This is a genomic window from Variovorax sp. Varisp36 (assembly GCF_047304235.1).
In the GTDB taxonomy this organism is placed as follows: domain Bacteria; phylum Pseudomonadota; class Gammaproteobacteria; order Burkholderiales; family Burkholderiaceae_C; genus Variovorax.
Genome location: NZ_JBGLYU010000036.1, coordinates 1 through 24490, shown reverse-complemented (window position 1 = coordinate 24490; position 24490 = coordinate 1). Strand labels below are relative to the sequence as shown.

24 protein-coding genes are annotated in these 24490 nt (G+C 66.9%); 13 read left to right on the top strand and 11 right to left on the bottom strand.

What is annotated here, in order from left to right; translation table 11 throughout:
- Positions 1–6 precede the first annotated feature (6 nt).
- Positions 7–1479, top strand: a complete 1473-nt coding sequence (gene zwf, locus ACCD11_RS20165; RefSeq protein ID WP_413315194.1) for a glucose-6-phosphate dehydrogenase — start codon at positions 7–9, stop codon at positions 1477–1479.
- Positions 1480–1503: 24 nt separating this feature from the next.
- Here the strand turns inward: zwf and ygiD are convergent, their stop codons facing one another.
- The 8 genes from ygiD to ACCD11_RS20125 all read right to left on the bottom strand — a co-directional run bounded on the left by ygiD (position 1504) and on the right by ACCD11_RS20125 (position 10910).
- Positions 1504–2424 (bottom strand): 4,5-DOPA dioxygenase extradiol, encoded by a 921-nt coding sequence (gene ygiD / locus ACCD11_RS20160; protein WP_413315193.1) that lies wholly within the window; start codon positions 2422–2424, stop codon positions 1504–1506.
- A gap of 77 nt (positions 2425–2501) precedes the next feature.
- Positions 2502–3509, bottom strand: a complete 1008-nt coding sequence (locus tag ACCD11_RS20155) for an ABC transporter ATP-binding protein (protein WP_007833990.1) — start codon at positions 3507–3509, stop codon at positions 2502–2504.
- Positions 3506–4576 (bottom strand): ABC transporter ATP-binding protein, encoded by a 1071-nt coding sequence (locus ACCD11_RS20150; RefSeq protein WP_413315192.1) that lies wholly within the window; start codon positions 4574–4576, stop codon positions 3506–3508. Before ACCD11_RS20150 ends, ACCD11_RS20155 begins: the two co-directional genes overlap by 4 nt.
- 19 nt (positions 4577–4595) lie before the next feature.
- Positions 4596–5507 (bottom strand): ABC transporter permease, encoded by a 912-nt coding sequence (locus ACCD11_RS20145; RefSeq protein WP_007833986.1) that lies wholly within the window; start codon positions 5505–5507, stop codon positions 4596–4598.
- A 71-nt stretch (positions 5508–5578) separates the two neighbouring features.
- A complete protein-coding gene (locus ACCD11_RS20140; protein ID WP_413315191.1) occupies positions 5579–7165 on the bottom strand; it encodes an ABC transporter substrate-binding protein in 1587 nt (528 codons plus the stop codon).
- 31 nt (positions 7166–7196) lie between these two features.
- Positions 7197–8468, bottom strand: coding sequence for a M20 aminoacylase family protein (locus ACCD11_RS20135; protein ID WP_413315190.1), 1272 nt, complete (start codon positions 8466–8468; stop codon positions 7197–7199).
- A gap of 4 nt (positions 8469–8472) precedes the next feature.
- Positions 8473–9453, bottom strand: coding sequence for an ABC transporter permease (locus tag ACCD11_RS20130; RefSeq protein ID WP_007833981.1), 981 nt, complete (start codon positions 9451–9453; stop codon positions 8473–8475).
- A gap of 194 nt (positions 9454–9647) precedes the next feature.
- The gene (locus ACCD11_RS20125) at positions 9648–10910 is read right to left on the bottom strand and encodes a porin (protein ID WP_413315189.1); all 1263 of its coding nucleotides are present in this window, start codon (positions 10908–10910) and stop codon (positions 9648–9650) included.
- A gap of 282 nt (positions 10911–11192) precedes the next feature.
- On the opposite strand from ACCD11_RS20125, the gene coq7 reads away from it, so the two are divergent.
- On the top strand, positions 11193–11822 hold the full coding sequence (gene coq7 / locus ACCD11_RS20120) for a 2-polyprenyl-3-methyl-6-methoxy-1,4-benzoquinone monooxygenase (protein ID WP_413315187.1): 630 nt from the start codon (positions 11193–11195) through the stop codon (positions 11820–11822).
- A 9-nt stretch (positions 11823–11831) separates the two neighbouring features.
- Here the strand turns inward: coq7 and ACCD11_RS20115 are convergent, their stop codons facing one another.
- The gene (locus tag ACCD11_RS20115) at positions 11832–12281 is read right to left on the bottom strand and encodes an OsmC family protein (RefSeq protein ID WP_007834112.1); all 450 of its coding nucleotides are present in this window, start codon (positions 12279–12281) and stop codon (positions 11832–11834) included.
- A gap of 269 nt (positions 12282–12550) precedes the next feature.
- Here ACCD11_RS20115 and ACCD11_RS20110 point away from each other — a divergent pair, with 269 nt between their 5' ends.
- Complete coding sequence (locus ACCD11_RS20110) at positions 12551–13753, top strand: porin (RefSeq protein WP_042673499.1); 1203 nt, start codon at positions 12551–12553, stop codon at positions 13751–13753.
- A 93-nt stretch (positions 13754–13846) separates the two neighbouring features.
- Here ACCD11_RS20110 and ACCD11_RS20105 read toward each other — a convergent pair whose 3' ends face one another.
- Entirely contained in the window at positions 13847–14977 is a 1131-nt protein-coding gene (locus ACCD11_RS20105; protein ID WP_413315186.1) for a hypothetical protein, read from the bottom strand.
- Positions 14978–15026: 49 nt separating this feature from the next.
- Between ACCD11_RS20105 and ilvA the strand changes: the two genes are divergently transcribed.
- Positions 15027–16643, top strand: a complete 1617-nt coding sequence (ilvA, locus tag ACCD11_RS20100) for a threonine ammonia-lyase, biosynthetic (protein WP_413315185.1) — start codon at positions 15027–15029, stop codon at positions 16641–16643.
- A 5-nt stretch (positions 16644–16648) separates the two neighbouring features.
- Here the strand turns inward: ilvA and ACCD11_RS20095 are convergent, their stop codons facing one another.
- Positions 16649–17278 carry a type II secretion system protein N gene (locus tag ACCD11_RS20095; protein ID WP_007834127.1) on the bottom strand — a complete coding sequence of 210 codons (630 nt, stop codon included), beginning with the start codon at positions 17276–17278 and terminating at the stop codon, positions 16649–16651.
- A 50-nt stretch (positions 17279–17328) separates the two neighbouring features.
- Here ACCD11_RS20095 and gspG point away from each other — a divergent pair, with 50 nt between their 5' ends.
- From gspG to ACCD11_RS20050, 9 genes are all read left to right on the top strand, one after another.
- On the top strand, positions 17329–17769 hold the full coding sequence (gene gspG, locus ACCD11_RS20090; RefSeq protein ID WP_042673496.1) for a type II secretion system major pseudopilin GspG: 441 nt from the start codon (positions 17329–17331) through the stop codon (positions 17767–17769).
- A complete protein-coding gene (locus ACCD11_RS20085) occupies positions 17744–18256 on the top strand; it encodes a prepilin-type N-terminal cleavage/methylation domain-containing protein (RefSeq protein WP_007834132.1) in 513 nt (170 codons plus the stop codon). Before gspG ends, ACCD11_RS20085 begins: the two co-directional genes overlap by 26 nt.
- A complete protein-coding gene (gene gspI, locus ACCD11_RS20080) occupies positions 18253–18636 on the top strand; it encodes a type II secretion system minor pseudopilin GspI (RefSeq protein WP_413315184.1) in 384 nt (127 codons plus the stop codon). Before ACCD11_RS20085 ends, gspI begins: the two co-directional genes overlap by 4 nt.
- On the top strand, positions 18636–19325 hold the full coding sequence (locus ACCD11_RS20075) for a type II secretion system protein J (RefSeq protein ID WP_007834140.1): 690 nt from the start codon (positions 18636–18638) through the stop codon (positions 19323–19325). Before gspI ends, ACCD11_RS20075 begins: the two co-directional genes overlap by 1 nt.
- Positions 19322–20311 (top strand): type II secretion system minor pseudopilin GspK, encoded by a 990-nt coding sequence (gene gspK / locus ACCD11_RS20070; protein WP_007834142.1) that lies wholly within the window; start codon positions 19322–19324, stop codon positions 20309–20311. Before ACCD11_RS20075 ends, gspK begins: the two co-directional genes overlap by 4 nt.
- A gap of 125 nt (positions 20312–20436) precedes the next feature.
- On the top strand, positions 20437–21654 hold the full coding sequence (gspL, locus tag ACCD11_RS20065; protein WP_413315183.1) for a type II secretion system protein GspL: 1218 nt from the start codon (positions 20437–20439) through the stop codon (positions 21652–21654).
- A complete protein-coding gene (gene gspM / locus ACCD11_RS20060; protein WP_413315182.1) occupies positions 21651–22196 on the top strand; it encodes a type II secretion system protein GspM in 546 nt (181 codons plus the stop codon). Before gspL ends, gspM begins: the two co-directional genes overlap by 4 nt.
- Before the next feature lie 19 nt (positions 22197–22215).
- Positions 22216–23016: a type II secretion system protein N gene (gene gspN, locus ACCD11_RS20055; protein ID WP_413315181.1), complete on the top strand. Its 801-nt coding sequence runs from the start codon at positions 22216–22218 to the stop codon at positions 23014–23016.
- 5 nt (positions 23017–23021) lie between these two features.
- Positions 23022–24490, top strand: a 1469-nt coding sequence (locus tag ACCD11_RS20050; RefSeq protein ID WP_413315180.1) for a secretin N-terminal domain-containing protein, incomplete at its 3' end; no start/stop codon positions are given.

The following is a 24490-nucleotide window of genomic DNA, read 5'->3' as shown; positions in this document are numbered from 1 at the left end:
TTTTTCATGAGCTTCGATCTCGTTCTGTTCGGCGGCACTGGCGATCTCGCGTGGCGCAAGCTCATGCCCGCGTTGTTCCAGGCATTCCGGCACGGCAGCCTGCCGCAAGACGGGCGCATCGTCGGCGTGGCGCGGGACGACCTGTCGGACGACCAGTACCGGGAACTGATCCAGTCGCGCTTCAGCGCGGTCGAGGGCGCCAAGCGGCCCTCCCCCGAGGAGTTCGAGAAGTTCGCATCGATGCTGCACTTCCTGCGCATGGACCTGTCCAAGCCCGACGACTATGTGCGGCTGGCCGACCTGCTCAAGCAGCGCGACGCGAAGACGATCGTGATGTACGTCGCCACGGCGCCCGCGCTCTTCACGCAGGTGGTCGAGCAGATCGCCGCGGCCGGCCTCAACGGGCCGAGGACGCGCATCGTGCTCGAAAAGCCGCTGGGCCATGACCTCGCCTCCAACCGCGCGATCAACGCCGCGGTCGGCAAGGTGCTCGAGGAGAAGCAGGTCTTTCGCATCGACCACTACCTCGGCAAGCCATCGGTGCAGAACCTGTTCGCCATGCGCTTTGGCAATGCGCTGTTCGAGCCCATCTGGCGCCGCGAGCACATCGCCAACATCCAGATCACCATGGCCGAGGACCTGGGCGTGGAAAAGCGCGGCGCCTTCTACGACCAGACCGGCGCGCTGCGCGACATGGTGCAGAACCACGCGCTGCAGTTGCTGTGCGCGATCGGCATGGAGCCGCCGATCAACTCGCACGCCGACGCCATCCGCGACGAAAAGCTCAAGGTGCTGCGCGCGCTCAAGCCCTGGACGCCCGAAACGCTGGGCCTGCACACGGTGCGCGGCCAGTACACGGCCGGCACGGCCTACGGCGAGCGCGTGCCGGGCTACCGCGACGAGCCCGGCGTGAACCCCGATAGCCGCACCGAAACCTTCGTGGCGCTGCGCACCGAAATCGCCAACTGGCGTTGGGCCGGCGTGCCCTTCTACATCCGCACCGGCAAGCGGCTGGCCTCGCGCGATGCGCGCATCGAGGTCAACTTCAGGCCCACGCCGCATGCGATCTACCGCGCGCCGACCGGCAACGTCAACAAGCTGGTGATCAACCTGCAGCCCAAGGACGGGCTGGAACTGCACATGCTCGCGCAGGCCCAGGACAACCGGCAGCGTGGCGGCAACGGCCACAGCAACGCCGCGCAACTGGCGCCGGTTCAGCTCGACCTCGACTTCGACAAGCGCTTCGGCGCCGAGCGCGTGGGCGCCTACGAGCGCCTGCTGCTCGACGTGATCGACGGCCGCCTCAACCTGTTCGTGCGCAGCGACGAGCAGGAAGAAGCCTGGCGCTGGGTCGAGCCGCTGATCGACAGCTGGGAATCGGACGGCGGCCCGCGCCCCTATGCGGCCGGCACCTGGGGCCCGAGTGCGTCGAGCGCGATGATTGCGCGCGACGGGTTCGCCTGGGGCGAGGAGCAGTAACGCTGCTGCCGCGCCCCGGCGCGCTCAGCCGAACTGCAGGCAACGCATGCTGAGCGTGCCCGACTGGAATCCCTCGTAGACCGTCTTCGCGCGTTCGCTGGTTCCTGCGGCACCGAGGGCGTAGAGGAAGGGGTAGTAGTGGTCCGGCGTCGCCACGGCGGTGGAGGCTCCGTCGAGCTTTGCGTAGTCGACCAGCGCACGGTCGTCCCGGCCTGCCAGCGCCGACTTCACCGCATCGTCGAACGATTGCGCCCATGGCCGGCTGGCGCTCGGCCCATCGGGCGTGCCGCGATCGGTGGCGCGCAGGTTGTGCACCACGTTGCCACTGCCCATCACCAGCACGCCCTTGTCACGCAAGACTGCGAGATCGCGCCCCACCGCATAGTGAAAGGCGGCCGGCTTGTCGTAGTCGATGCTGAGCTGGAACACCGGGACGTCCGCTTTCGGATAGAGATGCTTCAGCACCGACCACGTGCCATGGTCGAGGCCCCATTGCTCGGTGGCGATCACCGGTGTCTGCCTCACCGCGCCGACGGTCTCGCTGGCGAGTGAAGGATGGCCGGGCGCGGGGTATTCGACGTCGAACAGCGCCTGCGGGAAGCCGCCGAAATCATGGATCGTCTTCGGCCGCACCTGCATGCCGACACCGGTGGCGCCACGGCTCAGCCAGTGCGCCGACACGCTGAGGATGGCCGTCGGCCGTGGCAGCTCCCGACCCCAGGCCGCCAGCCGGCGCGTGAACGCGTTGTCGCTGATGGCGTTCATGGGCGTGCCATGGCCGATGAAGACGACCGGCATGCGCCGCTGCGGAGCCGCACGGGCGCGCGACGCCAGGGATGCCAGCACGGCGGTCGCGCCGAGCGCGGTACCCATGACGAAACCTCGGCGGCCCAGTTCGGTTGCGCCTTGCCGTTCGATGTCCGAGAAATTTGCCTTGCCTGCCATGGTTCCCTCCGGGTCAACCGCCCACTGTGCGGCAGCGCCCGATGCGGTGCAGTGCCTTAACGCACACTTTTCAGCGGCTAGATGCGGCCCTCTTCCACCGCGTGGCAGGCCACCTGGACACCCGCGATGCTCAGCAGCTTCGGCCGCTCCGAGGAACAACGCGCATTGGCATGCGGGCAGCGCGGATGAAAGGCGCAGCCCGTCGGCGGGTTCAGCGGGTTCGGCACCTCGCCCTGCACCGGCGTGCGCGAGCGCCCCGTGTGCTTCATCTGCGGGATGGCATCGAGCAGCATGCGCGTGTACGGATGCCGCGGCTCGGCAAAGAGCTTCTGCTTGTCGGCCACCTCGACCAGCCGGCCGAGGTACATCACGCCGACCTGGTCGGCCACGTGGCGCACCACGGCAAGGTTGTGCGAGATGAACAGGTAGGTCAGGCCCTGCTCGCGCTGCAGGTCCTTCATGATGTTGAGCACCTGCGCCTGCACGCTCACGTCGAGCGCCGAGGTGGGCTCATCGCACACCAGGAACTCGGGCTGCGTGGCGAGCGCGCGCGCGATCGAGATGCGCTGGCGCTGGCCGCCCGAGAACTGGTGCGGGTACTTGCTCATGTCCAGCGGCGAGAGGCCGACCGACTTGAGCAGCTCGCCCACGCGCTCGCGCAGCGCGACCTTTTCGCTCAGGATGCCGTGCTCGCGCAGCGGCTCGCCGATGATGTCCTCGACGATCCAGCGCGGGTTGAGGCTCGCGTAGGGATCCTGGAAGATCATCTGGATGCGGCGGCGCAGCTTGCGGCCCTCGGGCGTCTTGAACGCGGCATGCGCGTCCTGCCCGTCGAACTGCAGGCCACCGCGCGTGGGCGCATACAGGCCCACCAGCAGACGCGCCACGGTGCTCTTGCCGCAGCCCGATTCGCCCACCAGCGCGAGCGTCTTGCCGCGCTCGATGGAAAAGCTCACGCCGTCGACCGCATGCAGCAGCACGCGCGGCTTGCGTTCGAGCACGCGGTTGAGCCAGGGTGGAGAGACGTCGAAGGTGCGCGCGAGGTCGTGCGCGACCACGAGCGGTTCGTTCGCGGCGGCGCTCATCGCGTCACCTCCGCGATGGGCTCGGCCGCTTCAGGCGCGGCGCGTTCGCCGGCCGACAGCGCATCGTGGTGCTTCGCCGCGATCTCGGCCTGGCCGGCGTGCGGGTCGGTCGCGTCGTGCAGCCAGCAGGCCGCGCGCGTGGCGCCGGCATGCATGAGCTCGGGCCGCTCGACGAGGCAGCGCGCAAAGGTGCGCGGGCAGCGCGGGTTGTAGGCGCAGCCGGCGGGAATGGCATTGAGCCGCGGCATCGCGCCGTCGATCTGGTTGAGCCGCTCGCGGTCGCTCGCCATGTCGGGAATCGAGGCCATCAGGCCCGATGTGTAGGGATGCGCGGGCTGGTGGATCACCTCGTGCACCGGGCCGATCTCGGCGATGCGGCCCGCGTACATCACGGCCACGCGATCGCAGGTTTCGGCGATCACGCCCATGTCGTGCGTGATCAGCATCACCGCCGCGCCGCGGTCCTTGCACACCTGCTTGAGCAACTGGATGATCTGCGCCTGGATCGACACATCGAGCGCGGTGGTCGGCTCGTCGGCCACGATGAGCTTGGGCTCGGCCGCGAGTGCCAGCGCAATCACCACGCGCTGCCGCATGCCGCCCGAGAACTGGTGCGGGAAGTGGTCGATGCGCTGCTCGGCGGCGGGGATGCCTGTGTCCTGCAGCAGGCCGATGGCCCGCTTGCGCGCTTCGGATTCCGACACGGGCAGGTGCGCGCGAATGGTCTCGACCAGCTGCCGGCCCACGGTGTAGAGCGGGTTCAGCGAGGTCAGCGGATCCTGGAAGATCGCGCCGATCTTGCGGCCGCGAATCGGCCGCATCGCATCGAAGCCGAGGTTGTCGATGCGCTGGCCGTCCAGCACGATCTCGCCGCCGGCCACGCGGCCCGGCGGTTCGAGCAGGCCGATGATGGCCGCGCCCGTGAGCGACTTGCCGGCGCCCGATTCGCCCACCACGCCGAGGATTTCACCAGGCGCGATGTCGAAGGAAATGCGGTCGAGCGCGCGCAGCGTGCCGCGGCGGCCCGGAAATTCGACGACGAGGTCTTTGACCTGGAGCAGCGTCATGGTGGCGTTCTCCTTGTATTCAGCGCAGTCGCGGATTCAGCGCGTCGCGCAGCCAGTCGCCGAGCAGGTTCACGCTGAGTGCGATCAGCACCAGCATCAGGCCCGGAAACACCGTGATCCACCATTCGCCCGAGAACAGGTACTGGTTGCCGATGCTGATGAGCGTGCCCAGCGAAGGCGAGGTCGGCGGCACGCCGACGCCGAGGAACGAGAGCGTGGCCTCGGTGATGATCGCCGTCGCGACCTGGATCGTGGCCAGCACCATCACCGGCCCCATCACGTTGGGCAGCACGTGGCGCAGCATGATGCGCAGCGGCGCCACGCCGGTGACGCGCGCGGCCTGCACGTACTCCTTGTTGCGCTCCACCAGCGTGGAGCCGCGCACCGTGCGCGCGTACTGCACCCAGCCGGTTAGCGAGATGGAGATGATCAGCACGCCGAAGGCCAGCGACTCGTGCGCGCCGGGAAAGAGCGCGCGGCCGACGCCGGCGATGAGCAGTGCCACCAGGATGGGCGGGAACGACAGCATCACGTCGCATATGCGCATCAGGAAGGAGTCGAGCCAGCCGCCGAAGAAGCCGGCCAGCAGGCCCAGCACCACGCCGACGGCGAGCGACAACGCCACAGACACGAGGCCGACGATCAGCGAGATGCGCGCGCCGTAGATCACGGCCGAGAGAATGTCGCGGCCCTGGTCGTCGGTGCCGAGCAGGTATTTGGAAGAGCCTTCGGCGCTCCATGCAGGCGGCAGGCGCGCATCGCCGAGTTCGAGCGTGGCGAGGTCGAAGGGGTTGTGTGGCGACACCCAGCCGGCGAACACCGCGCAGATGACGCAGGCCAGCGCGATCAGCGCCGCGACGATGGCCACGGGCGAGGTACGGAAGCTGTAGCCGACATCGCTGTCGAGCCAGCGGGCTAGTGTTTTTTTCATCGTGAGGCAAAAGGAATGGGCCCGCAGGAAGCGGGCCCATGGTCAGGCCACCGCGCGAGCGGCCCTCAGTCTTACGGCTTGATGCTCATCCACTTGAAGGGCATGTAGTTGTCGGCCATTTGCGTGAGCGACACCTTCTTGCTGACACCCCAGGCCAGCGTCTGCTGGTGCAGCGGCAGGTGGCCGATGTCGGCGGTGTGGATGTCGAAGGCTTCCTTGATCATCGCGTCGCGCTTGGGCTTGTCAGTTTCCGACTGGATCTTCTTCGTCAACTCGTCGAGCTTCGGATTGCAGTACGCGCCCAGGTTGAACTGGCCGGCGCCGGTCTTGTCGTCCGGGCAGGCCATCAGCGCGGTCAGCGCGTTGTGCGAGTCGTAGGTGGTCGGGGTCCAGCCCAGCATGTAGAAGCTGGTGTCGCGGCGCAGCACCTTGGGGAAGTAAGTGCCCTTGGTCTCCGCCGCGAGGTTGATCTTGACGCCGATCTTCGCCAGGTTCGCCGCCACGCTCTGGCAGATCTGGCCGTCGTTCACGTAGCGGTCGTTCGGGCAGTTCATGGTCACTTCGAAGCCGCTCGGATAGCCGGCGTCGGCCAGCAGCTTCTTGGCGCCTTCGACATCGAGCGGCAGGCGTTTGTCCTGGGCTTCGGTCCAGCCGTTGATGCCGGGGCCGACCATCAGCCCGGTCGGGCGCGAAGCGCCGCGCATCACGGTGCGCTGGATGCCGACGATGTCGATGGCCTGGTAGAAGGCCTGGCGCACGCGCTTGTCCTTGAACGGGTTCTTGCCCTTCACGTTCGAGTAGAGCAGTTCGTCACGCTTCTGGTCCATGCCAAGGAAGATCGTGCGCAGCTCGGGGCCGGCGATGACGCGCGCCGTCGGGCTGGCGTTGACGCGCGCGATGTCCTGCACCGGCACGGGTTCCATCACGTCGACTTCGCCCGAGATCAGCGCGGCGACGCGGGTGGCCGGATTGGCGATCGGCGTGAAGATGATCTCTTGCGCGTTGCCTTCGATCTTGCCCCAGTAGGTCGGATTGCGCGTGAAGACCGTGCGCACGTTCGGCTGGCGCTCGCGCACGCGGTACGGGCCGGTGCCGTTGGCCTTGAAGGAGGCTGTGTTCTCGATGCCCTTGCGGCGGTCCACTGGCGTGACGGCCTTGTTTTCCTCGCACCACTTCTTGCTCATGATCATGATCTGCGTGATCACTTCGGGGAGGATCGGGAACGGACCCTTGGTCTCGATCTCGATGGTGTGCGAGTCGACCTTGCGCACTTCCTTGATGTCGGTGGTGTTGGACTTCATGTCCGAGCCGTCGCCCGATGCGCGCGCGAAGCTGAAGAGAACGTCGTCGGCGGTGAACGGCGTGCCGTCGTGGAACTGCACGTTCTTGCGCAATTCGAAGCGCCACACGGTAGGCGAGGTTTGCTTCCAGCTCGTGGCAAGCAGCGGCGCGACGCTCAGATCCTTGTTGCGCCCGACCAGCGTTTCATACACGTTGGCGGTGGTGCTCAGCTGCAGCGATTCGTTGAGCGAGTGCGGGTCGAGCGACAGCGCGTCACCCTGGTTTGCAACACGGATGGTCTGCGCGCCGGCGACCATGCTGACGGCGCCCAGCGCGCACAGAACGGCGGCCGCGGCCACATTTTTCTTGAAACTCATGGGAACACTCCTCGGGTTGGAATCAAACACATCACGTCGCCGCGGTGGCGGCGGCTTTCTCTGGCCGCGCACCGCGGGTAGCGGAAAGCGGCATGCCCTGCTCGATCAGGCCCGCATGCAATGCGGCACCGAGCGGCAGGATCTCGTCGTTGAAGTCGTAGCGGCTGTTGTGCAGGAAGGCGCCTTCGCGCACGTCCTGCCCGATGCGCAGGTAGGCGCCCGCTTTTTTCTGCAGCATGAAGGAGAAATCTTCGGCGCCCATGCTGGGCTCCATGCTGCGCTCGACGTTCTTTGCGCCGACCAGCGACTCGGCCACGTCGGCCGCAAACATGGCCTCGGGCGCGGTATTGATGGTGGCCGGGTAGATGCGCTCGTACTTGATCGTGGCGGTTGCACCGAAGCCGCCGGCGATGGCCGTGCACAGTTCGGTCAGGCGCTGCTCGACCTGCGCCTGCACGCGTGCGCTGAAGGTGCGCACCGTGCCGACCAGCGCGGCCTCGCCGGGCACAACGCTCATCGCGCCGAGGTCACCGGCCTGCATCGCGCAAATGCTGACGACGGCCGCATCGATCGGGCGCACGTTGCGCGAAACGATGGTCTGGGCCGCGGTGATGATGTGCGCCGCGACGATCACGGGGTCGATGGTCTGGTAGGCATGCGCCCCGTGGCCGCCCTTGCCCTTGATCTCGATGGTCACGCGATCGGCCGCGGCCATCATCGCGCCGCGGTTGATGCCCACGGTGCCGGCCGGCATGGCGGGCCAGTTGTGCATCGCGTAGACGGCATTGACGGGGAAGCGGTCGAACAGGCCGTCCTCGATCATCACGCGTGCGCCGGCGAAGCCTTCTTCGCCAGGCTGAAAAATGAGCACGGCGGTGCCGTCGAAATCGCGCGTCTCGGCCAGGTAGCGCGCGGCACCGACCAGCATGGCGGTATGGCCGTCGTGGCCGCAGCCGTGCATCAGGCCGTCGCTGGCGGAGCGCCAGCCGAAGTCGTTGTCCTCGCGCATCGGCAGCGCGTCCATGTCGGCACGCAGGCCGATCATGCGGCCGCTGGCGGTCGAACGGCCGCGTATGACGCCGACCACCCCCGTCTTGCCGATGCCTTCGTGAATCTCGTCGACGCCGCAGGCGCGCAAGGCCTCGCGCACGCGGCCGGATGTGTAGACCTCTTCGAAGCCGAGTTCGGGGTGTGCGTGCAGGTCGCGGCGAAAGGCGGTGATCTCGGGGTAGAAGTTCGCGATGTGCGCGAACGCGCGTCCGGAAGCCTTGAGGCGCGGGGCCGTGGATGTGGTTGCCGTCATGATGTCAATGACCTCCCGCCTTGCCCACGCGCAGCCGCGGATCGACCACGAAATACAGCAGGTCGACCACGAGGTTGATCACCACGAAGATCAAGGCAATGAGACACAGGTAGGCTGCCATCACCGGGATGTCGGCGAAGGTCACGGCCTGGATGAACAGCAGGCCCATGCCGGGCCACTGGAACACCGACTCGGTGATGATGGCAAAGGCAATCAGGCCACCGAGCTGCAGGCCGGTGATGGTCATCACCGGCACCAGCGTGTTCTTGAGCGCATGGCCGAAGTGGATGGCGCGGTTCGACAGGCCTCGTGCGCGCGCGAACTTGATGTAGTCGGTGCGCAGCACCTCAAGCATCTCGGCGCGCACCAGCCGCATGATCAGCGTCAGCTGGAAGATCGCCAGCGTCACCGCCGGCAGCACGATGTGGTGCCAGCCGTCGGCGCTGAAGAGGCCGCTGGTCCACCAGCCGAACTTCACGGTCTCGCCGCGGCCGAAGCTCGGGAACCAGCCCAGCGTGACCGCGAAGACGAGGATCAGCAGGATGCCGATCAGGAAGGTCGGCAGCGAAACGCCGAGCAGCGACACGGTCATGAATACCTGGCTCATGAAGGTGCCGCGGCGCAGCGCGGTGTACACGCCCATCGGAATGCCGATGAACAGTGCCAGCACCGCCGCCACGAGTGCCAGTTCGAGCGTGGCGGGAAAGCGTTCGCCAATCAACCGCGATACCTTCGCGCCCTGGCGCAGGCTCAGGCCGAACTCGCCTTGTGCAGCGTTGACAAGAAAGTGCCAGAACTGCACGAAGAAGGGTTGGTCGAGCCCCAATGCGGAGCGCAGCTCGCGGATCTGTTCGGGCTTGGCGTCCTGCCCCAGCAGGAACACGACTGGGTCGCCAACATATTGGAAGAGGAGGAAGGCGATGAAGGCGACCGCGATCATCACGATCACGGCCTGGATCAAACGGCGCAATACAAAAGCGATCATTCAGCAAACAAAGTGAACGGGCATGCTAGCAGTGCAAGGTGCGTGCCCGCACGGTGATTCCCCGGGGGTGCACGCAGATGGTGCTCTTTGCCAACATGATTCGCGATGATCGAGCCCGAACGAAAAAAGCCACTCGACTTTCGTCGAGTGGCTTTTGAGCTTTTGATTCGAAGCTGGCTTACGCCAGCGTCAAATTAGAAAGCGTGGCGGATACCGAAGTCGTAGCCGGTGGAGCTCTTCGGGGTGAAGACGCCAGCTGCGTTGTTGTAGAAGGCCGGGCCGCCAACCGTGTAGCCAGCGCCGTTCTTGTTGCTGATGCGAGCGATCGTAGCGTACAGAGCCGTGCGCTTCGACAGGTTGTGCACATAGCCCAGAGCGATCTTGTTGGCCTTGGGATCAGGCGTGTTCAGAGCGAACGGGTTGTTCGGCAGGTTCTGGTCCAGCTTGACGTGCGACCACGAAGCGCGGATCAGGCCAGCGCCGACCGGCACGGTCACGCCGAGCAGGTAGCCAGTCAGATCGATGTCGGGACGGCCGCCAGCCAGCGGGGTCACTTCGTAGTCGATCTTGTTCTTGGCCTTCGACACTTCACCGAACAGCTTCACGGGACCGAAGTCATACGAAGCGCCCAGGTTCAGGGTGTTGACCTTGGTGGTCGTGCCGACGTAGTAGTCGTCGCCAACGGTGCTGCTGCCATAAGCCAGCGCAACGTCCAGAGGACCGTTTGCGTAGCCGAAGCGGCCACCGATGTAACGGCCTTGACGCTGCGAGTTCAGCGTAGCGGGCGTGAAGATGCCCGAGTCGTACTTGGTCTTCTCTGCCAGGGCGTATTGCACTTGGCCGTAGAAACCACCCAGGTTCGGCGGCAGGAAGTAGCCGATCGAGTTGCTGGCGCGAACGTAGTTGCTGGTGCCCACGTTGGTGAACGCACCGGTCGAAGCTGCGGGCGTACCGAAGCCACCGAAGGCGGTGTTGGCCGTCGAAACCAGGTTGGTGCCAACGCCGTTGGTGCCGAACGGATCGAACACGGTGTCGTTCCAGAACGTCGGGGTGTAGTCACGACCCAGGCGGACTTCACCGAAACCACCCGACAGGCTCACGGTCGAACGACGAGCGAACGTCGCGATACCTTGCTGGCCGTCGTCATTGGAGATCGGAGCTTCGAGCCAGAAGCTGGCTGCCAGGCCACCGCCCAGGTCTTCCGTGCCACGGAAGCCGATGCGGCTCGAGTTGTAACCCGAGTTAGCCAGTTCGCGACGGCTGGTCTTGACCGAACCTTGGTTCAGGTAGACGGGGATACCGAAAGCGTTGGGGAACACGGTCGCGCGGTTGTCGCGGGCGGTGTTCGAGTAGCCGCTGATCGACGCGTCGACCACACCAAACAGCGTGACGGACGACTGAGCCGAGGCAACACCGGCAACAGCCAGGGCAGCCAGAGCAACTAGAGATTTTTTCATTGCAAGTTTCTCCAAGGTTAAACATAGGGCTCCGGTGCGAAGGGCTCACCGTGACTGGCACTTTTGTGCTCCCACCGGACCCCGGGCCAACCTCCTTTTGGGAAGTTGATGCTATTGCACCAGAGCCGATGCGGCAGGGCAAAACAATTCGCCCGAAATCTTGGATGGCCCGCGCGTTTCGTTGCACGCCTGCAACAAAGGACTTAGGCCTTGGCGCACACCACCATGTGAAATGTGACAAGGCTTCCGCCTGGCATTTCGCATGTGCGTTCAAATAGGCGCATGACACTCATGACCGACTCCGTCCTGGCCGCGGCAGACGCGGCGTTGCGCACCCTTTTCGCGCGCCCCCATGCCACGCGGGCGACGCCCACCCCCTCATTGGCGCCCGGCGAACTGAGTGAAGCGGAACGCCGCGAGGCCGGCGCGCTGATGCGGGTGAACCACGTCGGCGAAGTCTGTGCACAGGCGCTTTACACGGCCCAGGCGGCCGTGGCGCGCGACCCTGCGCTGCGCGCCCATTTCATCGAGGCGGCGCACGAGGAAACCGATCATCTGGCCTGGACCCGACAGCGTCTGGACGAACTGGGCGCACGCCCGTCGCTCCTGAATCCTCTCTGGTATGCGGGCGCTTTCGGGTTCGGCTTGGTTGCGGGCCGTCTCGGGGACCCGCTGAGCCTGGGGTTCGTTGCGGAAACCGAGCGTCAGGTAGAAGCCCACCTGGAAAGCCACCTTGGCCGCCTCCCGCCCGCAGACAGCGCCTCCAAGGCAGTGGTCGAGCAGATGAAGCTCGACGAAGCCCGCCATGCGTCACAGGCTGTCGACGCCGGCGCAGCGGAACTCCCCGCACCAGCCAAGGCCCTGATGCGTGTGGCTTCCCGCGTGATGACCACGGTAGCGCACCGCATCTAGGCCATCCGCTCAAGTTTCGATCAGGTCGAAACTGGTAGTGATCTCGGCAGTCTTCGCCAGCATGATGCTGGCGGAGCAGTAGGTTTCGTGGCTCAGTGCAATTGCGCGTTCTACGGCGGAGGCCGGAATTCCCTTGCCCGCCACGGTGAAGTGCATGTGGATCTTCGTAAAGACCTTGGGATCCTTTTCCGCGCGCTCGCTGGTGAGCTTGACGCTGCAGCGCTCGACGCGATGGCGTCCGCGCTTCAGTATCAGCACGACGTCGTAGGCGGTGCATCCACCGGTGCCGGCAAGAACGGTCTCCATCGGCCGCGCGGCGAGGTTCTGCCCGCCGTTCTCGGGTTTCGCGGCATCGGGGGCGCCGTCCATCATCAGGACGTGGCCGCTGCCTGTCTCGGCAACGAAGCCCATGGCCGATCGCGTGCCTGCGTCGCCGGTCCAACTCACTGTGCATTCCATGGTTTTCGGGGCTCCAAGTCTGAGATGCCGGGCAAAAATACACGCCGGCCTCCCTTTGTGTGTGGGAAAAGCATCACTCGCTTGTTGCAACGCAACAAACAATAGATATACTTTATTTCATTGCGCGCTTGGTTGTGCGCACCCAGTTGTCTCCTCCACCCTTCCAATTGGTGGATTTAGCCCCGAGCTGCAAAGCTCGGGGCTTTTTTCTTTTCAGCCCCTGGCCGGCTCGGCGCCACTCTAGTTTTCGCGCCGAAAGGGTAGTTGCTCTGGCTGCCCTGGCTGTTGCCGGTGTTGCCTCGGCCCAATCGTCCGTCACGCTGTTTGGTGTGGTCGACGCGTCGATCAGCGGCTACTCGAACAGTTCACGCGACCTGAACAACGGCGTGACGTACAACGCCCTCGGCTTCCCAGTCGCTTACAACCCGTTCTATCTGAACCAGGGCAGCGTCAGGGTCAGCCGCCGCGAACTGGCCAACTCGGCCTACAACTCCAGCAAACTGGGCTTCCGTGGCACGGAAGACCTCGGCGGCGGCCTGGCGGCCAGCTTCTGGCTCGAAGCTCCGATCAAGAACGACGACGGCTCGGAAGGTGTTGCAACCTTCTCTCGCCGTTCGACCGTGAGCCTGTCGGGCGGTTTCGGTGAAGTCCGCCTCGGCCGCGACTACACCCCGACGTTCTGGAACAACAGCGTGTTCGACCCGTTCGGCGCCAGCGGCGTTGGCACCAACCTGATCCAAACGGCCACCGGCGCTTTTGGCAACCCGACCCGCACCGGCAATTCCATCGGCTACTTCCTGCCGTCGAACCTGGGTGGTTTCTATGGCCAATTGCAGTACGCCTTCCATGAGAAGGACAAGTACAGCCCTGGCTTGGCTACGCCTCATGCGGCTAACAATTCGCGCACCGGTCGCTATGTCGGTGGACGTTTCGGCTACGCCAACGGCCCCCTGGACGTTGCAGCCGCCTACGGCAGCAGCACCGTGGGCGACGACTACTACGCCGGCACGACTACCAAGGTCAACACCTTCAACCTCGGCGCTTCGTATGACTTCGGCCCCGTGAAGCTCTTCGGCGAACTGTCTCGAGCCAAGCGGAAGACCGACATCGACGGCGACTTCTTCGTCCGGCCGGCTGCGATGGCATCGGACAAGCTCAACGGCTGGCTGGTGGGTGTGACGGCCCCCGTGGGTGCCGGCCTGATCCGTGCATCGTATTCGGCCGTGAAGTACAAGACGGACGATAACAATCCGTACTTCGACACACCGGACAAGAAGGCCAACAAGCTGGCACTCGGCTACGTGCACAACCTGTCGAAGCGCACGGCCCTGTACGCAACGATCGCTCGTGTCAGCAACAAGAACGGTGCTGGCTACACGGTTGGCGGCCCGGTCTTCTACAACAACGCAGCCAACGTCTTCACCCCGAAGACCTCGACCGGCTACGACTTCGGCATTCGCCACGCCTTTTGACAGAGTCTGATCCCGATGCTGGCAGCAGCCAGTTCGAGTCAATTCAGTGTCAAGCCGCCCAGCTCATGCCGGGCGGTTTTTTTGCTTTTCTTCTCAACTCGCGCGGCCGCGTCTGCTTTGCAGCAGCCCCACATTCATTTCTCCGCTCAGAACCGAAGCGTAGAAACGTTCGACCATGTTGACGCTCGTTCGCGCATTGCGTGCCAAGGTCAGCATGTCGATTCCCTGGCCGTACAACAGCCGCAGCGTGATGGCGGTATGGCGCAGGCAGTAGAGCGTCCTCGACTGACCCAGCGGTCCTTTTTCAAGGCCGCTCTCCTCGAGCACCCAATGGAAAAGAAAGTTGAGCACGGCCAGCGCGTGCTCGCGGTTCTTCAACTGCGGCAGAAAGAGATAGTCGTCCGCCGCGCCGCAGCCATGTTCGCGGCGATGAGCGAGCAAGCATTCGTAGACCCGCACCGCCGGCCGCAGGCTCACGATCGGCTGGCTGTGCCGCTTGGTCTCCGGCAGGTTCATGCGCAAATAGACGTGCTTGCTCCGAACGATCTCGATGTGCTTGTGCTTCATGAGCTTGATGTCGCTCGGACGCACGAAGGTATTCACCATCCAGCGGATCAGCCAGGGCAGCTCGTCGGGCATGGCGAGCAGTTCGCGCGCAATCCAGAAGCGTTCGCCCGCCGCAAGCTGGTCGAGCACCGGATGCGCGTGCCCGCGCAGGCTGCGCGCGGTCCTGGTGATCGCCCGGTACTCCGCAACGCTAAAGCTGCCGCGCGGCTGGCTGCGCACCTTGACCTTCGGAAATGCGGGCACATCGCGAAGCACGCCGATGTGCACGCCATGCATCACCACCTTGCGCAACAGCACGAGGTACTGCGCAATCGTCGTGCTGCTGAAGCCCCGTTCTCCGAGGCGATCGATCAAGCGTTGTGCGTCGGACGTTGCAAACGACTGCGCCGGCACATCACCCAGCAGCGGAACGATGTGCGCACGCAATCTGTTGCCCATCACCTGCCACGTGGGGCGGCCGATTTCGTTTCGCCGAACCCGCGCAGCCTCGGCCTGCATCAACCCTTTCGAAAGATCACTGACAGAAATTGATAACAGATTTTTTTCAATTGTGAACTGATTGGCGGCCGCCGGGGCCGGTGGACAGGTGCGTCCAAAAAAACCTGAATCATTTGCGGCTGGAGCGTTGCTGAAGAGGTTTATGACATTTGTGTCCATGTCATGCCCGCATGCAATCCCGATGCCTCTTATCATCGACAGTTAGCAAATGAAAACTCCCTTGGAAAAAACCGTGCGCAATGCACCTGTTAATCCGGCGCTGACGCCCGCCGACTATCTCAGAAAAATTCTCAACGCCCGGGTCTACGACGTTGCCGTCGAATCCGCACTTGAGAAAGCGCGCGCGCTCAGCGAACGGCTGGGCAACACCGTGCTGCTCAAGCGCGAAGACCAGCAGCCGGTCTTCAGCTTCAAGCTGCGCGGCGCCTATAACAAGATGGCGCACCTGAGTGCTGCGCAATTGGCGAGCGGCGTTATTTGCGCATCGGCCGGCAATCACGCGCAAGGCGTTGCATTGGGTGCACGCAAGCTCGGCACGCGCGCGGTGATCGTGATGCCGGTGACCACGCCCAAATTGAAGATCGATGCGGTGCGCGGCTTCGGCGGCGAAATCGTGCTGCACGGCGACAGCTATTCAGATGCCTATCTGCACGCGCTCGAATTGCAGGCGCAGCAAAACCTGACCTTCGTTCATCCCTTCGATGACCCCGACGTCATTGCCGGCCAGGGCACCATCGCAATGGAAATCCTGCGACAGCACCAGGGCCCGCTCGATGCCGTGTTCGTCGCGATCGGCGGAGGCGGCCTGATCTCCGGCGTGGCCAACTACATCAAGGCCGTGCGTCCCGAGATCAAGGTGATCGGCGTGCAGATGAACGACTCCGACGCGATGATGCAATCGGTCGCCGCGCACCAGCGCGTGAACCTGCCCGACGTCGGCCTGTTCTCGGACGGCACGGCCGTCAAGCTGGTCGGAGAGGAAACCTTCCGCATCGCCAGCGAACTGGTCGACGAATACATCGCGGTCGACACCGATGCCGTGTGCGCCGCCATCAAGGACGTCTTCGTGGACACGCGCAGCATCGTCGAACCGGCGGGTGCATTGGCGGTCGCGGCCATCAAAGAGTACGTTGCGCAGCACGGCCGCCACGGCGAGACCTACGCGGCCATCCTGTGCGGCGCCAACATGAACTTCGACCGGCTGCGTTTCGTCGCGGAGCGCGCCGAGGTCGGCGAAGAACGCGAGGCGCTGTTCGCCGTCACCATTCCCGAGGAGCGCGGCAGCTTCCGCCGCTTCTGCGAACTGGTCGGCGAGATGCCCGCGAGCGATGCCGAAGCTGCGTTGGGCGGCGGTGGCGCACCGCGCAACGTGACCGAGTTCAACTACCGCATCAGCGACGCGGCCAAGGCGCACGTGTTCGTCGGCCTCACGACCTCGGCGCGCGGAGAGTCGGCCGTCATCGCGCGGACCTTCAACGAGCACGGCTTCGACGCGCTCGACCTCACGCACGACGAACTCGCGAAGGAACATCTACGGCACCTCGTGGGCGGACGCACCGGCCTTGCGCACGATGAGCGCCTGCTGCGCTTCGTGTTTCCCGAGCGTCCCGGTGCGCTGCTCAAGTTCCTGAGCCTGATGCGGCCGAACTGGAACATCAGCCTGTTCCACTACCGCAACCAGGGCGCCGACTACGGCCGCATCCTCGTGGGCCTGCAGGTGCCGTCCGGCGAAGCCACCGAGTTCGACGCCTTCCTCGAAACGCTAGGCTATCCCTACGTCGAGGAAACGGCCAACCCCGCGTATCGCCTGTTCCTGCAGGCCTGAAAAAGCTACTGCGCGGGCGCCTGCTGCGGCGGCGCCATCGCTGCAGGCTGCTGCAGCGGGCCAACCGGCTGCTGTGGCTGCTGCTGCAATTGCGGTGGGGCAACCACGGCCGGCATCGTCGCGGGCAGAGGCCCGGCCGGCAGAGCCATCGGCACCGCCGGCAACCCCGGGCTGGAAACGCTGATCGGCGCACGCACCGGCAGTTGCAGCGTGAATGCCGCCGGCCCGTCGGCCCGTGCGCCGATGGTCGCCGAGCGCAGGCCCACCGACTGCAGCACATAGTTGTCGCCGACCGCCGAGCCGACACGGAACGGCCGCGGCGGCTTGCCGTCGATGGAGATCAGCGCGGCGCCCTGCTGCGAAGGGTCTGCCACCACGCCCGACAGAGCGAAACGGCTGGCCGCCTCGGGCGCCACCGCTGCCGTACGGGACGCGGGCAGCACGCCCAGCAGCCGTGCCACCGAATCCGAATCGGCCGCCACCGAAGGCCGCGGCATCGTCGCCGCCGCTGCCACGGCCTGCGCCGGCGAAGCCAGGCGCAGCGCCCAGAACACGGCAGCGCCGGCCGCCAACGCCCAAAGCCCGGTCGTAGCAAGTGGGGCATGCCAGCGGGCGGCGGAGTAAGGACTTGTCATGGGCGCGGATTATCATGCAGCGCGCCTTCCGAATCATGTCCGCCCAACCTATGAACAAACTCCTTCGAGCCGCCACCCGCACCGCCCAACGCGGCTTCACGCTGATCGAACTGATGGTGGTGCTGGTCATCATCGGCGTGCTGGCGGCGCTGATCGTGCCGAACGTGATCGAGCGCGCCGACGACGCCCGCGTGACGGCCGCCCGGACCGACATCAACAACCTGATGCAGGCGCTCAAGCTCTACCGCCTGGACAACCAGCGCTACCCCACCGCCGAGCAGGGACTGCAGGCGCTGCTCACGCGTCCGACCACCGGCCCCGCTGCCCCCAACTGGAAGCCTTACGTGGAGAAGCTGCCCAACGACCCCTGGGGCCATCCGTACCAGTACATGAACCCGGGCATCAAGGGCGAGATCGACGTGCTCTCTTTCGGCGCCGACGGCCAGAGCGGCGGCGAGGGCAAGAATGCCGACATCGGCAGCTGGCAATAGCGGCACTGGCGCGCCGCGCCGCAACCGGTTCCCACGCCGCCACACCCGCCCGGCCTGCGGCTTCACGCTGCTGGAGCTGATCGTGGTGATCGCCATCATCGCGATGGCCACTGCCGCCGTGAGCTTCGCGATTCGCGACACCAGCGCAGCCAAGCTCGACCGCGAGGCCGACCGGCTCGCCGCCCTGCTCGAATCGGCCCGCGCCCAGTCGCGCGCCAGCGGCATCGTGGTGAGGTGGCGGCCAGTCGAAGGCAGCTTCGTGTTCGACGGCCTGCCGCCGGGTGCGCTGCCCAGCGGATGGGCCGCCGAGGGCATCACCGCACAGGCCGCGCTTTCCAACGGCACGCCGGTTCCGGCGCTGCAACTCGGGCCCGATCCGATCATTGCGGCGCAGCAGGTCATGCTCCATTCCGCCGGACCGCCCGCACGCGCGCTGCGCATCGCGACCGACGGGGTTCGCCCCTTCACCGTCTCGGCGGTGCAATGAGCTCGCGGCACCCTGCTTCGTCCCCGCGCGCAGGCGGCTTCACGCTGATCGAAGTGCTGATCGCGCTCGGCATCGTCGCGCTGGCACTGGCCGCAGGTTCGCAGGCCACCATGTCGCTCACGCGCAATGCACAGCGCCAGTCCAACCTCGTGCTGGCCGACCTGTGCGCCGAGAACGAACTCGCCAAGGCTCGCCTCTCGCGGCAGATGCCGGCGATCGGCGACTCCGGGTCGATCTGCCTGCAGGCCGGCGTCACGTTCAACGTGACGACCTCGACCGTCGCCACGCTGAACCCGAATTTCCGCCGTGTCGACGTGCAGGTGCGCGACGAAGCCGACGCGCCGATCCTGCGCATCTCCACCGTGGTGGGCCGCTACTGATGCAACGCGCCAAAGCCACCGCACCCCGCGGCTTCACGCTGATCGAGCTGCTCGTTGCCATCGCCGTGATGGCGCTGCTCTCGCTCGTGAGCTGGCGCGGGCTCGACAGCATGTCGCGCGCCACCCTGCAGAACCAGCAGCGCGCCGACGCCGTCCTCACACTGCAGGCCACGCTCGCACAGTGGGGCGCCGACCTCGATGCCGTGACCCCGCTCGCGCAGACCCGTCCGATCGACTGGGACGGCCGCGCGCTGCGGCTCACGCGCCGCGGCAGCGACGATGCGGCGCCGTCGGTGCAGGTGGTGGCCTGGACGCTGAAGTCCGGCCCCGACGGCGTGCGCTGGCGGCGCTGGCAGTCGCAGCCCTTCACCACGCGCGGCGATTGGCAGCAGGCCTGGAACCTGGCGGCCGCCTGGGCGCAGGACGGCGGCTCGGGTTCGGGCGGCTACAACGACGTGCCGCTGGTGCCGGCCAGCAGCTGGCAGCTCTACTACTTCCGCGACAACGTCTGGGCGCCTGCCGGCCAGCTGCCCACCGCCGCGCCCAACCCCAACAACCCCGCGGGCCCCGTCGTCGCGATGCCGGACGGTGTGCGCCTCGTCATCACGCTGCCGCCCGGCGACGGCCTCGCGGGCACGCTCACGCGCGACTGGGTCAGGCCGACCGTGGGGGCGCCGAAATCGTCATGACGGCAGCGAACAAGAAAAAGCACCAGGCCGGCGCCGCCCTGCTCGCCGCGATGCTGACCGTGATGCTGGTGGCCACCTTCGCCGCCGCGGCACTGTGGCAGCAATGGCGCTCTGCCGAAGTCGAAGGCGCCGAGCGCGCACGCGTGCAGGCCGCCTGGGTGCTGGTCGGCGCGCTCGACTGGTCGCGCCTGATCCTCGGCGAAGACGGCCGCACCGGCGGCCCCGACCACCTGGCGGAGCCCTGGGCCGTACCGCTCGAGGAAGCACGGCTCACGAGCTTCCTGTCCGCCGACAAGAACGTGTCGAGCGACAGCCTCGAAGGGTTGCCCGACGCCTTTCTCTCGGGCCGCATCGTCGACGCGCAGTCCAAGCTCAACGTGCTCTCGCTGGTCGACAACGGCAAGCCGGTGCCCGCGAGCGTTGCCACCTTCACCCGGTTGTTCAACCTGCTGGGCCTGCCGGCGTCGGAGTTGAGCCAGATGACCACAGGCCTCGCGGCGGCCCTTGCCATGGGCACCGCGACCGACGGCAGCAGCGGCGATTCCGGCGCCGCGCCGCTGATGCCGCAACAGGTCTCGCAACTGGTGTGGGTCGGCCTGTCGTCCTCGACCGCCGCCGCGCTCGAACCGTACGTGACGATCCTGCCGGTGAAGACCACGCTCAACCTCAACACCGCGAGCGCCGAGGCCATCAGCGCCAGCATGGAGTCGCTCAACATCGCCAGCGCGCGCCAGCTGGTGGAGCGCCGCGCGCGCGCCTTCTTCAAGGACATCGCCGCCGCCAACGCCGCGCTGCCCAGCGGCAGCGCGCCCTTCAACGCGGCGCAGCACGGCGTGGGCACGCAGTATTTCGAGGTCTACGGCAAGCTGCGGCTCGACCGCACCTACGTCGAGGAGCGCTCGCTTCTACAGCGCAGCGGTGTCACGGTGACGACGATCTGGCGCACCCGCGGCGCCGGCGCAACGAACACCCCGGTCAAACCCTGATTTCAATGCACTACTTGTAGACAAAAAGCCTTCCGACACGCGTCACACCTGCGCGACACGCTATCGAAACAAGAGCACCAACCTGTCGGCCCCCACCTACAATCACCGGCTTTTCCAAGACCCACATGACCCCCCTGCTGCTCATTGCCCCCCTCCCCCCGGCCGATGCCGCGGGCGAGTACGACTGGGCCCAGGCAGGCGACGACGGCATTGCGTTGCGCAGCCAGGGCCGCGCGCTGCTGGCCCTGCTGCCCTCGGGCGCGGAGGTCATGCTCGGCATTCCTTCCGCCGCGCTCTCGTGGCACCGCGTCACGCTGCCCAAGGGCAGCATGGGCAGCGCATCGAAGCTGCGTGCGGTGCTCGACGGCCTGCTCGAAGAACACCTGCTCGACGAACCCGAGGTCCTGCACTTCGCGCTCGAACCCGACGCCAAGGCCGGCGCGCCCGTGTGGGTTGCGGCCTGCAATCGCATCTGGCTGCGCAGCGTCGTGCAAGGGCTCGAAGCAGCCGGCCGGCGCGTGGTGCGCATCGTTCCCGAATTCGCGCCGCAGCCGGCCGACGGCCCGCCGCTGCTGCTGGTCACGGGCGAGCCCGAGGCGCCGCGGCTCACGGTGTGCGATGCCGACGGCGTGGTCTCGCTGCCGCTGGCCGGCGCGGGGCTGGCGCTGTCTGGCGGCCTGCCGCTGGACACCGCTGTCATCACCACCGAGCCCGCCGTGGCCGAAGCAGCCGAGCAGTTGCTCGAACGCCGCGTGCCCATCGTTCAATCGCCACAGCGCTGGCTGCAGGCCGCGCGCACGCCCTGGGAGCTCGCACAGTTCGACCTCGCCGCGACCGGCCGCGCGCGCGCCGGCAAGAAATTCGCGTCGGTCCTGCAAACACTGCGCTATGCGCCCGAGTGGCGCGCCGCGCGCTGGGGCGTTGTCGTGTTGCTGCTCACCCAATTGATCGGCCTCAACGCCTGGGCCTGGAAGGAGCGCAATGCGCTCGAATCGAAACGCCAGGCCGCCAAGACCATGCTGACCCAGACCTTCCCCTCGGTGAAGATCGTGGTCGACGCGCCGCTTCAGATGCAGCGCGAAGTCGCCGCGCTGCAGCAGGCCGTGGGCGACGTGGCGGGCAGCGACTTCGAACCCATGGTCGGCGCGCTCGCCGCCGCCCTCCCGCCCGGCAAGGTGCCGAGCGCCGTCGACTTCAGCGCCGGCCAATTGCGCCTGCGCGGCCTCGGGCTGCAGCCCTCGGAGGTGTCGCAGATCACCCATGCCATGGCGCCGCGCGGCTACAACGTGCGCACCGAAGGCGACCTGCTGCTCGTGCAGGCACAGGCCGAGGCCGCCCGATGAATTTCAGCGAACAGCTCAAGGCCCGCTGGGCCACCCTCGAAGCGCGCGAGCGCCGCATGGTCGCCGCCGCCGCCGCGCTCGTGGCGCTGGCATTGCTGTGGTGGATCGCACTCGCGCCCGCGCTGCGCACGCTGGCCGCGGCACCGGCCGAACACGCGCAGCTCGACGCGCAGCTGCAGCAGATGGCCACCCTTCAGGACCGCGCGAAGGCGCTGCAGTCGCAGCCGCGCCTGAACCGCGACGACGCGCTGCGCGCGCTCGAGGCCTCGGTGCGCGACAGCCTCGGCGCCGGCAACGCGCAGCTCATGACGGCCGGCGGCGACGGCGCCGCCACCGCCTCGCTGCGCGCGGCGCCCGCGGCCAGCGTCGCCCAATGGCTCGGCCAGGCCCGCGGCAACGCGCATGCAGTGCCGCGCGAAGTCCACCTGACGCGCGCCCCCGCCGCCGCGCCACCGCCGCCATCCGGTGGCAAGGATGCGCCGACGACGCCGCAGGTCCGCTGGGACGGCACCATCGTCATGGCGCTGCCCGCGGCGCGATGAGCAGCAACAGCAAGCCCGCATGCTGACCCGCCCCCCGATCTCCGAACCCCGGCCGCGCCGCGGCTGGCGCTGGGCCCTGCTCGGCCTCGCGATGGGCGCGCTGCTGGCGGTGGCGCTGTTCGCGCCGGCGCGCTGGCTGTCGGCGGCATTGTCGAGCTGGAGCCATGGCCGCCTCGTGCTGGCCAACCCGCGCGGCACCGTCTGGAACGGCACGGCCGCGGTGGTGCTCGCCAGCGGCGCCGGCGGCACCCAGGCGGTGTCGCTGCCCGGCCTGCTGCACTGGCGCATGCGCCCGGGCTGGAGCGGCATTTCCGCCAGCCTCGACCTGCCCTGCTGCGCCGAGCGGCCGCTCGAACTCAAGGCCAGCCCGCGCGCCGGGGGCATGCAGCTGGCATGGCAGGACAGCCGCTCGCGCTGGCCCGCCACCCTGCTCACCGGCCTGGGTGCGCCCTGGAACACGCTCAAGCTCGAAGGTGCGCTCGATCTCTCCACCAAGGCCTTCTCGATGCAGTGGGACGGGCCGGCGCTGCGCATCGCCGGGCAGGCCACGCTCGACGCGACCGACGTCTCCTCCAGCCTGTCGACCCTGCGGCCGATGGGCAGCTACCGGCTCACGCTCGAAGGCGGCCCCCGTCCCACGCTGCTGCTGAGCACGCGCGAGGGCAGCCTCGAACTGAACGGCAGCGGCAGCTGGAGCGGTACGTCCTTCCGCTTCAACGGCGAAGCCAGTGCCGCACCCGGCCGCGAAGACGCGCTTTCCAATTTGTTGAACATCATCGGACGGCGCGTCAACGCACGTTCGATCATCACCCTGGGTTGACCCTCATGATGAAGCCACTGTTTTCGACCGGCACCGTCGCACTCGCCGTGCGCGTGCTGATCGCCGCCACGTTCCTGCAAGGCGCGCCCGCCGCGCTCGCGCAGACCGGCGACGCGCCGCGCCGCGGCGAGCCGATCACGCTGAACTTCTCCAATGCCGACATCGAGGCCGTGGCCCGCACCATGGCGGTGGTCACGGGCCGCGACGTGGTGGTCGACCCGCGCGTCAAGGGCACGATGAACCTCGTCACCGACCGCGCGATCCAGCCGGCCGCCGCCTTCAACCAGTTCGCCTCGGCGCTGCGCCTGCAGGGCTTCGCGGTGGTGGAGGCCGACGGCCTCTACAAGGTGGTGCCCGAGGCCGACGCCAAGCTGCAGAGCAGCACGGTCAACACCTCCATCAGCGCCACCGCGTCGAGCGGCAGCAACCAGATCGTCACGCAGATCTTCCGCCTCAACTACGAGTCGCCGAACAACCTGCTGCCGGTGCTGCGCCCGCTGATTCCGCCGAACAACACCATCAACGTGAACCCGGGCAACAACTCGCTCGTGATCACCGACTACGCCGACAACATGCGCCGGCTGGCGCGCATCATCGCCTCGCTCGACGTACCCAATGCGTCCGACATCGAAGTCATCCAGCTCAAGCACTCGGTCGCCACCGACATGGTGCCGCTGGTGCAGCGCCTGGTCGACGGCGGCAGTGCCGCCGCCCCGGGCGGCGCAGCACCCGGGGCGACCGATGCCTCGTTCCGCACCACGCTGCTGGCCGATCCGCGCAGCAACTCATTGATCCTGCGCGCGGCCAATCCGGCGCGCGTGGCGCTGGTGCGCACGCTGGTCGACAAGCTCGACCGCGCGCCCAGCGAAAGCAGCAACGGCGCGGCCGGCAACATCTACGTGGTCTACCTGAAGAACGCCGATGCGGTGCGGCTGGCAGCCACGCTGCGCGCCGCGATGGCGGCGAACCAGCAGAGCACCACGCCGGGCGCAGCCGGTGGCGCAGGTGCCGTGCCGCAACAGAGCGCGCCGCAGGCCATGCAGGTGAACCTGAGCAACAACCAGGGCGGCGGCTCGGCCGCGGCCAACGCCCCGCTCAACAACGCCAACCAGCCCTCCACCGGCGGCCAGATCCAGGCCGACCCGTCGACCAACTCGCTGATCATCACGGCGCCCGAGCCGCAATACCGCCAGATGCGCGCGGTGATCGACCGGCTCGACGGGCGCCGCGCCCAGGTCATGATCGAGGCGCTCATCGTCGAGGTCAGCGCCAACAAGGCCGCGAACTTCGGCGTGCAGTGGCAGAGCGCGCTGGGCAACAACGCGGTCATCGGCACCAATTCCAGCCTGAACAAGACGAACATCCTGGCGCTGACCCAGGCGCTGGCCACCCGGAATGCCGCCGGCCTGGCGACGTCGATCCAGCCGGGGCTGAACCTGGGCATCGCCGGCAAGATCGGCGGCCAGTACATCCT